12 protein-coding genes and 1 tRNA gene are annotated in these 15902 nt (G+C 58.6%); 7 read left to right on the plus strand and 6 right to left on the minus strand.

What is annotated here, in order from left to right; genetic code table 11:
- Positions 1-98: 98 nt before the first annotated feature.
- Entirely contained in the window at positions 99-914 is an 816-nt protein-coding gene (locus HY788_12760) for an MBL fold metallo-hydrolase (GenBank protein MBI4775027.1), read from the plus strand.
- A 120-nt stretch (positions 915-1034) separates the two neighbouring features.
- Here HY788_12760 and HY788_12765 read toward each other — a convergent pair whose 3' ends face one another.
- The 4 genes from HY788_12765 to HY788_12780 all read right to left on the minus strand — a co-directional run bounded on the left by HY788_12765 (position 1035) and on the right by HY788_12780 (position 3920).
- The gene (locus HY788_12765) at positions 1035-1475 is read right to left on the minus strand and encodes a VOC family protein (protein MBI4775028.1); all 441 of its coding nucleotides are present in this window, start codon (positions 1473-1475) and stop codon (positions 1035-1037) included.
- 126 nt (positions 1476-1601) lie between these two features.
- Positions 1602-1678: transfer RNA gene (locus HY788_12770), tRNA-Met, on the minus strand.
- A 95-nt stretch (positions 1679-1773) separates the two neighbouring features.
- On the minus strand, positions 1774-2670 hold the full coding sequence (locus tag HY788_12775) for an MBL fold metallo-hydrolase (protein ID MBI4775029.1): 897 nt from the start codon (positions 2668-2670) through the stop codon (positions 1774-1776).
- Between the two features lie 8 nt (positions 2671-2678).
- Positions 2679-3920, minus strand: a complete 1242-nt coding sequence (locus HY788_12780; GenBank protein MBI4775030.1) for a CinA family nicotinamide mononucleotide deamidase-related protein — start codon at positions 3918-3920, stop codon at positions 2679-2681.
- 265 nt (positions 3921-4185) lie between these two features.
- Here HY788_12780 and HY788_12785 point away from each other — a divergent pair, with 265 nt between their 5' ends.
- The 6 genes from HY788_12785 to HY788_12810 all read left to right on the plus strand — a co-directional run bounded on the left by HY788_12785 (position 4186) and on the right by HY788_12810 (position 10927).
- On the plus strand, positions 4186-5211 hold the full coding sequence (locus HY788_12785) for an aminoglycoside phosphotransferase family protein (protein MBI4775031.1): 1026 nt from the start codon (positions 4186-4188) through the stop codon (positions 5209-5211).
- 206 nt (positions 5212-5417) lie between these two features.
- On the plus strand, positions 5418-5735 hold the full coding sequence (locus tag HY788_12790; GenBank protein ID MBI4775032.1) for a PilZ domain-containing protein: 318 nt from the start codon (positions 5418-5420) through the stop codon (positions 5733-5735).
- 172 nt (positions 5736-5907) lie between these two features.
- Entirely contained in the window at positions 5908-6450 is a 543-nt protein-coding gene (locus tag HY788_12795) for a hypothetical protein (GenBank protein MBI4775033.1), read from the plus strand.
- A gap of 52 nt (positions 6451-6502) precedes the next feature.
- A complete protein-coding gene (locus HY788_12800; protein MBI4775034.1) occupies positions 6503-7504 on the plus strand; it encodes an NDP-sugar synthase in 1002 nt (333 codons plus the stop codon).
- A gap of 8 nt (positions 7505-7512) precedes the next feature.
- Positions 7513-8703, plus strand: a complete 1191-nt coding sequence (gene amrS / locus HY788_12805; GenBank protein MBI4775035.1) for an AmmeMemoRadiSam system radical SAM enzyme — start codon at positions 7513-7515, stop codon at positions 8701-8703.
- A gap of 193 nt (positions 8704-8896) precedes the next feature.
- Entirely contained in the window at positions 8897-10927 is a 2031-nt protein-coding gene (locus HY788_12810) for a hypothetical protein (protein MBI4775036.1), read from the plus strand.
- 32 nt (positions 10928-10959) lie between these two features.
- Here HY788_12810 and HY788_12815 read toward each other — a convergent pair whose 3' ends face one another.
- Together HY788_12815 and HY788_12820 are read right to left on the minus strand one after the other, a co-directional pair.
- Positions 10960-13770: a hsp70 family protein gene (locus HY788_12815; GenBank protein ID MBI4775037.1), complete on the minus strand. Its 2811-nt coding sequence runs from the start codon at positions 13768-13770 to the stop codon at positions 10960-10962.
- A gap of 184 nt (positions 13771-13954) precedes the next feature.
- Positions 13955-15763, minus strand: a complete 1809-nt coding sequence (locus tag HY788_12820) for an Hsp70 family protein (protein ID MBI4775038.1) — start codon at positions 15761-15763, stop codon at positions 13955-13957.
- Between the last annotated feature and the right edge of the window lie 139 nt (positions 15764-15902).

A 15902-nucleotide genomic window follows, 5' to 3' on the forward strand; every position in this document is an offset into this window, starting at 1 on the left:
CCGGGCGCACCGCGTCGAGTTCGTCTTAGACCGATCGGCCACACTGGGACCATGGCCGATGGACCACGCGCCACACAAGAAAAAAGGAAATCAGGGGCATGAAATCCGTAGATAAACCCACGGCGTTCGAACCGTATCGGGCCGCGCCCGATACAACGGTATTACCCGCCTATTTTCCCATACCGGGGTTCGGGATCCTTGCGATAAACGCTTTCCTGGTCCAGGGGGCCGAACCTGTGCTGGTGGACACGGGCCTGGCGCCGTTGAGCGACGACTTCATGAATCAGCTGGCGAAGGTCATCGATCTCGAGGATCTCCGGTGGTTATGGCTCACGCACGCCGATCCGGACCACATCGGGAGCCTGCAACGCATCCTCGATGCGGCCCCCAAACTACGCGTCATCACCACTTTTCTCGCGGCCGGGAAAATGAGCCTGTTTCAGCCCATACCCTTGGATCGGGCGTATTTTCTGAATCCGGGCCAAAAGATCGATGTGGGGGACCGAACCCTCGTCGCGCTGAAACCGCCCACCTACGATGCGCCCGAAACCACCGGCTTTTACGACGTCAAATCCGGAGCGCTTTTCTGTGCGGATTGCTTTGGCGCGCTCCTGTCCGAGCCGGCGTTTGACGCGGCCGACATTGGATCCGAACGGCTGAAGGAAGGCTTGACCACCTGGACAAAGGTGGACTCGCCCTGGCTGCACTCGGTAAACAGAAAGCTATTTGCAGGGTCGCTCGACGTTCTACGCGAACTATCGCCAAGCGTTATCCTCAGCGGCCATCTCCCCCCCGCCCATGGTGTGACCGCCGAACTGCTCGACTATCTCGAGGCCGTGCCGGAAGAAGAACCGTTTGTCGGGCCGGATCAACCGGCTCTCGAAGCCATGCTGAAGCAGGGAAAAGAAAAGTAGCGGTCCGGGACTCCGTCGCCATCGCATGGTCCGGTTAGGCTTGGAGCTCTTTCTTGTGACCGGACGGAGACTTCCATAAGCACCCAACAGACGGAGTTCCTCGGACCTCCACCAGCCTGCTCAAGACCCGAGGAGGCAGTTCTCCGAATCATGGTGGCCCTGATAATGCCGCGCTTCGATCAAATTGCCTTCCGGATCTCGAAAATAGATGGACGGACCGGTACCGTGGGCGCCCCAACGCGGAACCGGTCCTTCCTCGATCGAGACATGGTTGGCCCGAAGTCGCTCCAACAACTCGTCCCACGCCGCCTTGGTTAAAGCCATACAGAAGTGATTCAGGTTCTCACGCCCCGGTCCCGACCGCGCGCTTTTCTCCCACATCTTCGTCGGAAACAGGTCGATGATCGTGTCCGCATTCAGCCGGACGGACGGAAACGGCGCCTTCCCTGCGCGGTATTCCTCCAGACGTTCCGTCGAAAGCGTGAGTACCTTGGAATAGAACACGATCATGGTCTCGTCGTCTTCCACGTTCAAAACGATGTGATCCATCATGCACTGCATGATGCTTCCCTCCGAAGTAGCCGTAGGAGCGGCGGTTTTTACGGATTCAAATGGAGTTTTGGGGACCGAGGAACAAGGACAGAATGAACGGATTGAATTCTCAGCTTCTGAAATTAGTGAGATGGGTGGTGGCGGTGCAGGGACTTGAACCCCGGACACTGCGGATATGAGCCGCATGCTCTGACCAGCTGAGCTACACCGCCGTTACGTGCAATTTAGAAATTTTTGAGTTTTTGTCAATCCTTTTCTTGTTTGGAAACCAACATAGGAACCGCGCAACGGCCGGAGCCTTGACCGGTCACTGCTCCAGGTAGCCTAAATAACCTTTGATGCTGTTCAGTATGAAAAAGCGTTCCCGTTCCCGCCTTGCGGGATCCATCTGGGAAAGACAGGCCAACCTCGGGTCATCCCTCCGCAGCCGCCTGTAGCACGATTCGTACAAATCGTCTTCCGGCGCGCGGCGCCGTTCGTCATCCAGCAGATCCCGCCACAGCATCAGTTGTTCCCTGTGAGCGGCCAACATGGCGGTGGAAGATTCGGCCGTACCGAAATGCCCGTAACACAGCCTCTTCTCGCCCTGGGCCGCCAGTTTGTCAATGCTGGCCACCGCCTTTTCGAGAAAAAACTTGGGCGGAGTCGCGGGTCTCAGGTAGAAAGGATCCTCCTCGGGCAAGTGTACACCAGCGGCCTCACCGGTGAACATGAGACCGTCGAAAATGTGCGAGAGATGATGCGGGGCGTGTCCGGGGGTATCCACGATGGTGAGTCCCTCGATATCCGCTTCCGTATGTGGTGTCAGGCGACTCTCCTCGATCGGCTCCGGCTTGCCGTACACCCGAGCCACGTCCCCGAGGGTTTTCAGACTGGCTTCCCATAACGGATCGGGGTCCACCAGATACGGGATCGCTTTCCCGTGGCACACCACCCGGACCTCCGGAAAAGCATCTACCACCGCACTTAGCCCGCCGGCATGATCCAGATGGATATGGGTCAGCAACACCGCGTCCACATGATGGACGCCCTCCGTGCGAAGGAAGTCCAGGAGTTGGGAGACCGAGGCCGCCGGTCCCACGTCCACCAACAGATTCAAAAGACCGCGATACACATAGCTTCCGAAAAAGCCCTCATATCCGGGCCGTTCGAGACGGAACTCCAAAAGGGTCAAGCGATCGCCGATGGATCTGGCCCTGTTCATCAAACCTCCTAAGGCTGCACTCCCAGCAGCCATTTCCGTACATTGTCCAGCGCTATGATGGCGCATCGTTCATATAGGGTAACCCTGTCGCCGCCGATCGAATAGTAGGTGCTCCGGCTCTGTTCAGGTCCCCATACGCCAAGAGCCAGATCGACTTTCAACTCCCTTTTGTGGGCTTGCGGTAAGCCGAGTACGGCGACCCCCAGGTCGGCTCCCGATCGTTCCGCGATATGCCGCGCGAGTGCTTCGGCGTCCGCGCGAGCCGATATTTCCTCGGAATCGAATGTCCAGCCGGGAGCGCTCAGGAGATCGCGGGCCCCGTCCGGCGACCCGAGAATCAGAGCCTGCTTCAGTTGGGTGGAAGGGATGCGGGTCAGCCGCACCGACACGGCGCCCCCGGTCACCGTGTCCAACAGGGCCAAGGTCCGCCGGCGGCGGCGCAGGAGTTCCTCGACGGCGTCCTCGAGGGTATCGTCGCCCGTGCCGTAAATCAGTCTGCCCAGCCGTCCGCGGATCTCCGTCTCCGTGGAGTCCATCAGCGCGTCCGCTTCCCGCGGGCTATCCGCCACCGCTTTGATCACGATGCGAATGTCTCCCGGAGAAGCCAGCAGTCCCACGGACGGGTTCGCTCCCTCGTCCATGAGGTCGCCGATCTGGCGGTCTACGGCGCTCTCGCCCAATCCCGTTACTTTGAGAATCCGGGATCGAATGGTCTTTTCCCCGAGGGCGAACCGCTCTTTCAACATGGGGAGCACCGCCTCTTTGGTAAGAAATTTCAGCTCTCTCGGCACGCCAGGCAGCGCCACCAGCAGTTTCCCGTTCAGTTCCAGGCAAAAGCCGGGCGCCGTGCCCATGGGATTGTGAATAGGAATGGACCCTTGGGGTATGTAAGCCTGCTTCCGGTTGTTTTCCGGCATTCGAAAACCCATGCGGCGAAACAACGCTTCGATCTCGTCCATGAGATCCTGCCTGAATTCCAGCGGTACACCCGCCACCTCTGCGGCGGCCTGCCTCGTCAGGTCGTCTTCCGTGGGTCCTATTCCACCCGTGCACAGCGCGACGTCGGCCCGCGCCAGCGACGATCGCATGACCTCGACAATGGCCTTGAGCCGATCCCCAACCGTGGTATGATAGGTAACGGCGACGCCGGCGTCGCTGAGCGTCTGCCCGAGCCAGGACGCGTTGGTGTCCACGATCTGCCCTAACAACAGCTCATTCCCAATGGTTATGATTTCACATACGGGTGTCATACGACGTCCTTGTGGAACTTAGAAGAAATACGCCGTCCGCTACCGGGAAAGTCGTAAAGATTTACTATACGAGAACTTGAGGTACCGACTCAAGCCTAATATACTGGGCACATTGAGACCGAGCCTGGGGAAACCTTTTGAAAAAGGTTTCCCCCAGACCCTTTCCAAAATCTTCTAAGCGGGTTGCGCCGCTATCGCACCGCAACCGGAAATAGACGCTTTCTAAAGAGGTGCGTCGCTCAGCACCGGCTACGACGTGGCATGCATGAATCCCGAACGCCTTAAGCATATATTCGACCGATTCCGGCTCGGGGAACCGCTTCAGTTGGAACTCGCCCGGGGCGGCAAGATACACGAGACCTTTCTGGCTCGGACAAGCCGGGGCTGGTTCGTGATCCAGGAGCTGAAACCGCCTTTCAACCATCTAACCGCCCTGGACGCCTATGCCGTAACGGCTCACCTGATCGGGGCCGGATTCCCGGCTCCCGAGATCTTCCTGACGGATCGGAGGGAGCCGTTTTATAGCGACGCTTCCGGTGTGTATCGCGTTATGCGGAGGATGCCCGGACACGTTCGGGAAACGCTGACCTCCCCTTCCATGGCGTTCGAAGCCGGTATCATGACGGGCCGATTGCATTCGGTATTGAAAGACATCGACTACGTTCCGCAATTTCATCTGGAAGGCTTTCACGACCCGGCGTTCCTGGTTCAAAAACTGCTGGATACGGCTCGCAAGGATCCGCCAAAGGCAACACCGGTGGCGGGCTTCATCGAACGTTTCCGTCAGGAAGTGCCCAAGTACCTCCCAAGCAAGGAACTCCCGAAACGTCCCATTCATGGCGACCTGAAGGTATCCAACTTCCTGTGGGATCAGGAAGGGCGACCTTGCGCCCTCCTCGATTTTGACACGTTTATGCTGGGAGCCTATCCTGTTGAAATGGCGGATGCGTTTCGTTCCTGGTGCGGGAAAAAGGACGGGCCGGAAGGACGTCGTTTTGACCAGAGCCTGTTCGACGCCGCCTGGCGGGGCTACAGGGAGACGGCCCCGAGCTGGACGCGAGAGGAAACAGCGGCTCTTTTACACGCTTTGCCTCTCATTTTTCTGGAGCTGGGCGTCCGGTACTTGATCGACTACTTCGAGGAAACCTTCTTTTCCTGGGATCCTTCGCGCTATTCGAGCAGATCGGAACACAACCTTCATCGTATGACCCGGCAGTGGGCATTGTTCGACGAAATTCTGAGCAAACGCACTGTGCTGGAAGAAGTGTTGAATTTGCGCAGGGCGTTATGACTTTGGAAAAGGGTAAATTCACCATTGTCTCCGATCCTGGTTTCCGGGCGCCCGGATCTTGGAAAGGGATTTTGTTTTGTCCCTTATTGCTTGTATGATATTGTAAACGAAGATGCTGAATCTCTCCGGTTTTTGCCGTCTATTCTCCCGAATCCCGGACGATTCGCTCGCTGGAGTTTACTTTTTAACGATGGGAACGTTTACTCATGGATGAAAAGCGCAGGTCTGTTCGAATCGAAGCCATTTACCTGTTCTCCGCGGACGGAGAAAATCGGACTCCTCTTCCCGGTTTCAACGTAGGTCGAACTCTGGATGTAAGCCGGGGCGGAATCGCAATCGAAATGGCGCAGGAGATCCCTCCGGGCGCCAAACTGATCATGGATATCGGAGTCGGGGAGCACATAGTGGAAGCTCAATGCGAAGTGGTCTATTGCGTACGACTGGACAACGGAATGGTTCGCCTGGGCGCCGCCTTCACAAGCATCAGCTCCGAGGACCAGGACATCCTCCTGGAATCGGTGTAACTCGGACCGCTGTCGGTCCGTGCTGCGAGCAAAACCCGTGGATGCGATTCGCGGCAAGCTTTGCTTTTTAAATACTCCTGCTTTTCGCTTAGTATGTGGATGAATCGTACCGTTCGAGCAGTAGGGTCGGAGAAGTTCATACACGATCACGGACAGGTGAGGTAACCGCGTCTTGGCCACCATCATTCACCTCAAACGCTACAAAGAAGACGTAGCCGCTCATCGCGCCTTCGCGCGGTGGGAGAAACGGTTTCACGAGCGTTTTTCAGCTCAAACGAGGCTTTCCGAGCTTTCCGATAAGACCCTGTCCGTGCTGATCAAGCCCGGTCAGGAGAGCCAGAATCTGATTTACGATCTCATTATGGGCGCCTTCGACTTCGGGCACAGAGCCAAGTTTTACTATATGGACAGCCAGTCGAAGATGAAAGTCCTCGACGCTTCCCTCTTTCTTCTGGACCAGGTTCGTTTCGAATGCATGCGGCGTCTCGGCTGGGTGGCCCATTTCCCCGGCGAAGTCTACAGCATACTCCAGCTCGTTCTCGGATGTTCGGACATCAAGGCATCCTTTGCCCCGCGCTTCCCGGACGTGACCGAGGACAACCCCAACTATACGGAATACCTGAACACGTACCCTAACGACCGGGAAACGTTCGTCCGCAGGCAAATATCCAGAGCGGTCGAGGTGTTTGTGAAGAGGATGGGACGAGACGGTTAGCTCGGGTGGTTCGTTGCAAGCTCCAGTCAACATTCGCGAAAGGGGTTCTTCGTTGAAAGCCGAGCCGGAGGGCGCCGTGGAAAACGCCATTGTACTGGCCGCCGGCTACGGCGAGCGCCTGAAGCCGTTGAGCCTCGTGCGGCCAAAGCCATTGGTGCCTTTGTTGAACCGCCCGCTGCTGGATTGGGTGTTGGACTATCTTTTCAGTTCAGGAATCCGCTCGGCGGCCGTGAATGCCCACCATCTATGGGAGTGTATCAGGGACTACACAAACCGCTCGCTTCGAGATCGAGCGGATGTGACTCTGATACATGAACCGGTCATTCTGGGCACCGGAGGAGGCATTAAAAACTGCGCGCGCCATCTTGCCGGGGACGGCCCCTTCCTGGTGATGAACGCGGACGTAGTCACCGATCTGGACCTGGGCGCGATGGCGTCCAGCCATGTTCGAAGCGGTGCGCCGGCGACATTGGCATTGCACGACCTGCCCCGTTTCAACTCCGTTTCGGTTTCGGGCGACCGCATCACCGCCTTTGCCGGCCGGTCCACGGCCGGTGTGAAAGACTCGAGGCTTCTCGCTTTTACCGGAATCCATCTCATCGAGCGAGATTTGCTGGCGGACATACCCGAAGGAAAAGTGGATATCATCAGCGTGTATCGGACATTGATCGACCGGGGGGCGCCTATACACGCCTTCATAAGCAGCGACCTGTACTGGGAGGATCTGGGCAGCCTGGACGATTATCGACGAGTACATAAGGAATTGCTGTGTGGCCGGCGACGTCCCAAATTCAACATGGCCCCCGGCCGCGGGCTGACTTTTCCTTATGGTAAAACTTGGCCGCAAAACGGGGTGACCTTCGAGGGCTGGGCGTGCGTGGGTCAGGACGCCGTTCTCGGGCGCGGCTGTCATATCGCCGATTCTCTCCTGTGGAACGGCGTACGTGTAGACGCGGGAGTCCAAATTCGCGACTGCATTGTCACCGACGGCGCCACTGTTTCCCGGGATATCTCGGGTCGCAACCTGATCCATTGGAACTGTGCAAAGCGATGAGGATGCATTTGACTCGAAGGCAAGTGATGAAGTTGGGTCTGTGCGGAGCCGCATCCGCTATGCTCTCCTTTGATCCCGCGTCGGCCCAGGACGATTTCGATTTCTCGTTCAAGAAGGAGGGAGGCGTCAATCCGGAGCTGTACGTGAAGGAAGCGCGGTTCTATCAGAAACTGGACGACGGTAAGGTGGAATGCCGTTTGTGTCCCCGTGTGTGCCGCATTATCGACAAAGAACGGGGTTTCTGCGGAGTGCGCGAGAACCGTTCGGGTTCCTATGTGACCATGGTTTACGGACGAGCATGCGCGCTGCACAACGATCCCATCGAAAAGAAACCGTTGTACCACTTCCTTCCGGGCGCCAGGTCCCTTTCAGTAGCCACGCCCGGCTGCAACATTGAATGCAAGTTTTGCCAGAATTGGCAGATTTCACAGTTCCGACCCGAACAGGTAGAGTGCTTTCCCGCCTTCCCCGAAGACCTGGTCCAGGCGGCTGCGCGATACAACATCCCTTCCATCGCATACACCTACACCGAGCCGGTCGTTTTCTACGAGTATATGTTCGACTGCGCGGTCAGAGGCCGGGCCTTCGGCATCCATTCGGTCATGATCTCGAACGGCTACATCCAAAAAGAGCCCATGGAAGCCCTGATCCCGCACCTGAGCGCCGTGAAGATCGATCTGAAAGCCTTTACCGACACCTTTTACAGGGACTTTTGCAGGGGCGGGTTGAAACCGGTTCTGGACACGCTCGAATTGCTTCGCCGTATGGATAAATGGTTCGAGATCGTGGTTCTGATCCTGCCCGGGCAGAACGACGGCGACCAGGAGATCCGTGACATGTGCTCCTGGGTGGTAGATCGGCTCGGACCCGACGTGCCCATGCATTTCACCCGTTTCTATCCTTCCTACAAGATTCAGAATCTGCCCGGCACCCCCGTCGCCACCCTGGAACGGATTCACGACATCGCCGGACAATGCGGGATTCATTATGCTTACGTAGGCAATGTTCCGGGTCACAAGTGGAACCATACCTTTTGCCATCACTGTCAGGAAATGGTCGTCCGACGATCCGGACTGTATGGAGTAGAAGTACGCCTGAAAAGCGACGGAACGTGCCCGCACTGCGGAACACGCATTCCGGGAATCTGGAATCCGCCCGACGATCGTCAGGTAAGCGCCTCCCGCAGGAGCCTGCCCTGAGCTTGTCGAGGGGTGGCGCCTGCCTGAGACGTTCAGGAGGGGGCTCTACGGGGGGAAACGCTTTCAAAAGTTTCCCCCCACGGTCACCCTGGGGGTATTGTTCGCGTCGTGGTTCTTGGGCATCTTTGCAGGCGCGGCCTCGGCCCGTCGATTGCCCGCCGGCCGATCGGAGTTGTTTTATATAGGCGGGATCGTGGGGCTACCCGCGCTCCTGACCGGCGTCCTGAGCCTAACCTACACTGCGCGGGCGTTCACTTCGGCTTCGCCCGGCGAAGTTCCGGACCTTTGGTCGAACCTCGCCATCGTAACGGGCTTAACAGCCCCCGTGGGATTCCTGGTCGGAGCGGTATTCGTGCTGGCTACGGACGTTTACGGGGCCCATATTCGGCGGAAAGCGGTAAGCGGGGGCGCCGTCTACGTTCTGGAAACGCTGGGATCCGTCTCGGGGCTGTTCCTGTTCACCTTCTTTCTGGTGAGGCGTGTCAGCGGGATCGACGTGGCCTTGGGCTGCCTTTGGCTGTCGCTGATGCTGCTGGTAGCCCTGACGCGCGGTTCTTTTATCCTTAAAATACTCGGGTGGGCGCTCCTTTCCATCCTCCTGGTCGTCGCGGTCGGGACTTCCATGCCCCAACGATTCCAGGAAAGGCTCGCCGAGCGGCGCTGGCGGTCCTTGCACCCCGGCCTGGAAAGGCGGGTGTCCGTGGATTCGCCCTATCAGCATATCGGGCTGGGCGAGCGGGGCGGCGAATACAGCCTGTTCGGGAATGGCGCCTATTTTTACTCGTTCCCGAACCCCAGCCTGTTCGACGAAGAGGCGCATCTCGTGTACACGGTGGCCGATGCGCCTCGGAAGATCCTGCTGATCGGGAACGGACCCGGCGCCCTGCTGCATTCCTTTCTCAAACTCCCGATAGAACGGATTACGGTATTGGAAATGGATCCGACCCTGGTGAACGTGGTGACGCGTCATCTGGACCCCGGCATGCGTTCGGATCTGAGCCGTCCTGAATGCCGTCCGGTCATCGGCGATCCAAGGGCCTTTGTCCGCTCCACCGCGGATCGATACGACCTGATTTGGCTCGAGTATCCTTCCCCCGACTCGATCCTCCTGGGACGTGTGTTTACCCGCGAATTCTATGAGGATGTGTCCGATGCGCTGAGTCCGAAAGGGGTTTTTGTAACCCCGATCAACGTAAGCGGGACCTATCTGGGGGCCGAAACGGGCGCGCTGTTCCGTTCCGTTTTCTACACATTGAAATCCGTCTTTAAAGACGTCCGGTTCACGTCCGAACCGTCGGTTCGCTTCTTCTCGGCCAAGACGGAAGGCGTTCTCATGGACGATCCCAGGGCCTTGGCCGATCGGTACCAAAGACTGGGCGTCTCGAGTCCTTTTTTCTTTCCCGAATCCTTCATGATGGTTTTTTCATCCAGCCGAAAACGCCTGCTCGAAGACGTTCTGGAAAAGGACACGGATACCGATCTCAACACGGACGATCGGCCCCAAGTCGTGCTGAACCAGATGACGATCCGTCAGAAACAGGCGGGGCGCCAAAGGTCCGTCGAGTTTCTGGCGTCGCTGAAGTCACTTCCCGACATCCGGCCTTTTTTTCTCATCGCACTGACACTCGCCGTCGGGGTTCTCGTGTTCAAAGGCGGACGAAACGGCGCGGCCTGCAGCACCATTTTCTCCACCGGACTGTGCGCCATGTCGTTCGAGATGATACTCCTGTTCGTGTATCAAACTCGGAAAGGCGCTCTGTACGAGGAGGTGGGCCTGGTAACGGCCCTGTTTATGCTGGGGCTGGGCGTCGGAGCTGTAGCGGCCCTGAACCGGTCCCGTCGAAACGGTTCCACCCGCCGGCCGATCCTGTGGCTGGACATGGGCCTGACCGGCCTGGTCTCCCTCGCGCTGCTGCCTTTGGACCTGCTGGGCGGTCCGCTCCTGTGGTTCCTGGTGACGGCCGCGGGAGCGCTGGCCGGAGCCCAGTTTCCGCTGGTGTTTTCCTACCGGCTCGGCGCCGATTCGGGGGCCCGGGCCGTAGCCTCGGCCGCTTCGGACCTCGAAGCATGGGACCATGGCGGCGCATTGGTGGGCGCACTCGTCACGGGATCGCTTCTAGTCCCGGTGGTGGGTGTGTCGGGCTGCGCCGCGGTTTTGATTGCGGTAAAAACGGGTAACGTCGCGGTGTTGTTGTTGCGAAGAAATCGAGATGGGAAAGCATGATTCGTTCAAACGCCCCAACATTGCACACGACATCAGACGCCCCGCAGTTGAATCCCGGACGGTAACGACTCGCCGAACACCAGCGAATCCTCTTCCGCGTCCGGGGAGACGATCTCCTCGAGTGGATGTATGTATCTGTGATTGATCTGCTCCCGATTCATCCAGGCCCGGGCTGAGTCCAACACCTTTTCGGGCAAATCCCTTTCCCGGTCGCCCACCAGGCGGGCCAACCGACATACGGCGCGCGCCACGGGATCCGGATTTCTCCAGGTCTGCCCGATCATCCATGCAACCCAGTCGGAAACCTCCTCTTTGGAAACCACGCGATCCAAGGGGCCATAGAACGGAATCCTCGCGCCCAGCCTCGAGAGGACCCACCAATCGTGCGGGCTATTTTTCTTTGGGGTGAGTCCCGCCAGCAAGCTCCCTCCAAGCTCTCCTCTGATATCGGCCGGCAGCCGTTCCAGATTGGCGGCAGTGCGCCACATTTCCAGCAGTTCCTGAGGGTTCAATCGGATCTTCTCTTTGGGCTTCTTCGTTCCAACCAGTAGATGGGGAGACAACTGCTGATACAAATACTTCTGTTGGCCGGCGCTCAAACCGCCCGAAGCCCTGCGCCACAGTATCCACCACTCCACCCTGCACTGGGCGTCCTTGGGGAATCGCAGGCCTCGTCCGAACAGTTTCCACACTCGCCCGATCCGCCATTCATCCAGGGGATCCCCGAATCCCGGCCGAATACAAAAACCCAACAGGTTCAGCCAGCGCGCTTCATGCAATGGGCTCGGACCTCGACCGTCATCGATCTTGAGAATCGCATCTCCCAAGCGCCTCAAGGCCGGACCTGGAATGGACTCCTTCTCCAGTTCGATGGCCTCCTCTAATTCACGCACCAGCTTCTCCGGATTCGCGCTCCCGGAACTGCTTTGTCCGAACGCATCAGAAATAAGGGAAACCGCTTTTTCGATGCGGGCTTCGTCCAGCGTTTCCCCGGCGTCAACGGTCTGGTCCTTCGGGACGCCCCGCAGATCGAATTGGAGGCGCCAACTGTTCGAGCCGGACGCTGTGCGGCATCTCAACTCCAGTGTCCCGATCTCCGTGTACGTCACTTCCACCAGCACGGGAACCGCGGTTTCTCCCGCCTTTTTCCCGAAGCGTATGACCGTATGCAGCGGCGGGAGTTGTGTCAGGTCGTCGGGCGACACCTCGACCAGATCGCCGAGCCGATCTCCGGACCGGGCCGTCGAGCTGAACAAGTCGAAACGCACCGGCTGGTTGGCCAAGACCTGAAATTCGTGCTGCGTGATAACAAACTGTTTGCCCTCGTCCACACCCCGTTCCAAGATGCACAGGGCCTTCGTGTCCCGCCGCGGAAACGGATGATCTCCGGCTTCCGAATCCAGGCCCAGAAAATAGGCGCGAGGGCTTCCGCTGCCTACACGCACCCCCCTTCCCCGCCGGACCATTCCATAGTAGGAGGCGCCCAGGGCTACGGCCAGATCCGGGTTGGGATTGGGCAGCGTCCGAAAATCCCATTCCGGGTCCGCCGTTTCCCGGAACCAGCTTCGAACCGCTTCCATTACTCGGTCACGCAGCACGGCGGACCGGAACACGCCTCCATTGAACATAATCAGGTCGGGGTAGGGTTCGGACCTGCCGATGGTGTCTTTGAATTCAGCGGTGTGCTTTAATAGGAACCTCCACAGATGGACCGTTATGGCCGGCTCCTTGGCGTATGGAAGCCCGAACTCGGTGATCCCCTTTCTGTGATCCTCTTGTTCGCGTCCTTCCTTGACGAGGGGGAAAAAACCCTCCACGAGAATCCGCTCGACCTGCTCTTTCGTGAGAGTGTCCGACAAGGTCCCGGCGATCAGCTTCTGGCCCGTGCCGGCCACGACGACCTTAATGCGTTCTTCCCGCCCTTCCAAGATCGCCTCCTTGGCCTGGCGACACTGATGAACCAGGGCCTGCCACCGGGTCGAGTCCAGACTGCCCACCTTGCCGGTCAGCTTGTGTTCCACCGATCTGGCCAGGGCCAGATCCATGTTGTCGCCTCCCAGCATCATGTGATCGCTGACAGCCAGACGCTCGAAACGGGGGCTTCCGTCGGCTTCCCGTAACGTGATCAGGGAGAAGTCGGTCGTGCCGCCCCCCACGTCGCACACCAGGACAGCCTCACCCGGACGGATGTGATTGCTCCAATCCTGCTCGTGTTCCCGTAGCCACGAATAGAACGCGGCCAGCGGTTCCTCGATAAGCGTAACCCGGTGGAGACCCGCTTTGCGAGCCGCGGTGACGGTCAGTTCCCTCGCCGCTTCGTCGAAGGAAGCCGGCACCGTCAGTATGATGTCCTGGTTCTCGAGGAGCATCTCCTCCTCACGAGCGGCAAACGTATGGTTCCAGGCCGCCTTCAAATGCTCCAGATAGGAGGCCGAAGCATCCACGGGAGATACCTTGGCGATCGCCGGATCCGCCCCCCAGGGCAATATGGGGGCCAGTCGGTCTACGTCCCCATGACACAACCAGGATTTGGCCGAAGCGACCAGACGTCCGGGTACGCGCGCGCCTTGCTCTCTCGCGAAAATTCCAACCGCCTGTGACGAATCCTGTCGCCATGGTAAGGAGGTGGCCCCTTTGGGCAACTCATGTCCGCCCGACAGATACAGGAACGAGGGCAATACTTGCTCCGTCGAAACCATGCCTGCATCCACCAGTTGCGGGACACGAAACAGCTCGATGGGCGGACGATCCTGGTCCATTCCTTCGGGTCTGACAAAAGAAAGGGCTGAATTGGTCGTTCCAAGGTCAATGCCTATGATGTATCTGTCTTCCGATCCGTCCATGGTCTCAGATTCCCGAAAAAGACTGGTTTGAGCTGTTCGTGGTTCGAAATATCTTTGTCGCGTCGACGAGGGCTTGTATCATGGTCGAACATCCTCGATGAAGACGCGCTCCTCCGGCCTGGTTGGTCCGGAGCCCGGATACGGGCCGCCGTCTGAATGCAGGATAGAAGGGACGCATAAGGGCTCACTGTTCCCGCACGTTGAACTCGAGCTTCCACCTTTGATTCCGCTCGGTATTGACGCACCAGAGTTCCAGCGTTCCCACCTCGGTAACCCGGACCTCGAGCATCACGGGCACCACCGATCCCTCCTCGCCTTCGGAATCGAGCCGGGTCTCGATCGTGGTGATCTCCTGGATTTCATCTTCCCAGGTCTCGACGACGTCACCACACCGGTCTTCTTTCCGGAGGGTGGATCCAAGAAAATGGAACTCGACCTGTTCCCCTACCACCAGACCGAATTGCCGCTCCGGAATAACCGCCTCGGCGCCTTCTTCCATACCAAAGGGAACCACGCATAGGGCTTTCAAGGGGGAAGGCACTCCCGGAACCGCCGGCATCAAGCTTTCGATCCCTATATAGTAAGAACGTCCGGTTCCTCCACGAATGCGAATCCCTCTTCCCTGACGAGCCAGGCCGTAATAGGCGGCGCCACGAGCCACGGCGGACTCCAGGTCCCGGCTTTCCAGCTCACGGATCCGAGCCCGTGCCCCGGTGTGCGCCCATGAATCGAGGACCTCCAGCAGTTGTCGCCGCAGAGGGTCTCCTTTCATGACTCCCCCATTGAAGAGAACGGCCGTGGGGATAACCAGCTCTTCGCCGGCCTGAGCGTCTCCAGCGCCGGCCAGGAACTTGGCGAGGTATCGGGTAATGGCCGGGTCCTCGGCATAGGGAAGTCCGAATTCTCTTATGCCCGCACGACGGGAAGCGGCGGGCCGATCCGAGGCCTGGCACCGTGGGAAGAACCCGTCCAGTAAGATGGACTCGATTTCGGTTCGGCTGAGCTCGCTCCGCAAGGTTCCGGCGATGAGTCCCGTCCCTCTACCCGGAATCGATACGGGGACCCTATCCATATCCGCGCCGAGTAACAGCTTCTCTTTTGCGTCCCTCGCTTTGTGCCAGAGGATACGCATCTGCCACGAGTCGAGATTATGGCCTTGATCCTTGAACTTCCGACGCAGGGCGTAGGCCAACGCCAGATCCATGTTTTCGCCGCCCACAAGAATATGATCCCCAACCGCCACCCGATCGAGGGTGAGATCTCCCTGGTCTTCGCCCACTCGGATCAAGCTGAAATCGGTCGTTCCGCCGCCGACATCGCAGACCAGGATCGTGTCACCCGCCTTGACCGCTTTTCTCCACGTATCGTGCATGCCTTCGATCCAGGCGTAAAACGCGGCCTGTGGCTCTTCCAGGAGCGTAATTGCCCCCAGACCCGCGATTTCCGCGGCTTTCACGGTGAGTTCCCTGGCGACCGCATCAAACGAGGCCGGCACGGTCAGGAGTATTTCCTGGTGTTCGAGACGGCGGGACGGATCGTCTTTCGCCATGGAATGGTTCCAGGCTTGTCTGATGTGATCGAGATACGCGGCCGAGGCCTCCACGGGGGATACTTTTTCCACGTCCGCAGAATCTTCCCAGGGAAGAATCGGTTTGCTCCGATCCACGCCGCTGTTGCACAACCATGATTTGGCCGAGGATACCAGCCGAGAAGGAATCTCGGCTCCCCTTTCTCGAGCGAATTCGCCGACTGCGCGCGAGTTCTTGCCCCAAGGCAAATTCAGGTCGCTTTCCTTTACATCATGAGGCCCCGGTAAAAACAGAAACGACGGCAGCAGCATGCGTTCTTCCACGCGGCCGGCATCGACAACCTGCGGCAACGGGAACAAGGATATGTCGGGTTCTTGGGAGTCGGAATCCGGCGCCTGTGTATAGGCCAACACCGAATTGGTGGTGCCAAGATCGATCCCCACTATGTATCGTGGATGAGTCATCCGGACCCTCCTTCAGGTTCCAGACTCGAGAGCGAGCTGCAGCTTTTCATCGACGTTGTTTCTGCGATGCGCGGGTAACCTTGACCGCTTTCAAATTTGAGCCGCACAGCTTCCGGCGGTGCGGCCACGCCCAAGAAGC

The organism is Deltaproteobacteria bacterium (genome assembly GCA_016208165.1).
Classification (GTDB): domain Bacteria; phylum Desulfobacterota; class Desulfarculia; order JACQYL01; family JACQYL01; genus JACQYL01.

What these genes read in the sequence shown, in the direction of transcription:
- HY788_12760 (MBI4775027.1), top strand. Translation starts at nt 99, where the DNA reads ATGAAATCCGTAGATAAACCCACGGCGTTCGAACCGTATCGGGCCGCG.
- HY788_12765 (MBI4775028.1), bottom strand. Translation starts at nt 1,475, where the DNA reads ATGCAGTGCATGATGGATCACATCGTTTTGAACGTGGAAGACGACGAG.
- HY788_12775 (MBI4775029.1), bottom strand. Translation starts at nt 2,670, where the DNA reads ATGAACAGGGCCAGATCCATCGGCGATCGCTTGACCCTTTTGGAGTTC.
- HY788_12780 (MBI4775030.1), bottom strand. Translation starts at nt 3,920, where the DNA reads ATGACACCCGTATGTGAAATCATAACCATTGGGAATGAGCTGTTGTTA.
- HY788_12785 (MBI4775031.1), top strand. Translation starts at nt 4,186, where the DNA reads ATGAATCCCGAACGCCTTAAGCATATATTCGACCGATTCCGGCTCGGG.
- HY788_12790 (MBI4775032.1), top strand. Translation starts at nt 5,418, where the DNA reads ATGGATGAAAAGCGCAGGTCTGTTCGAATCGAAGCCATTTACCTGTTC.
- HY788_12815 (MBI4775037.1), bottom strand. Translation starts at nt 13,770, where the DNA reads ATGGACGGATCGGAAGACAGATACATCATAGGCATTGACCTTGGAACG.
- HY788_12820 (MBI4775038.1), bottom strand. Translation starts at nt 15,763, where the DNA reads ATGACTCATCCACGATACATAGTGGGGATCGATCTTGGCACCACCAAT.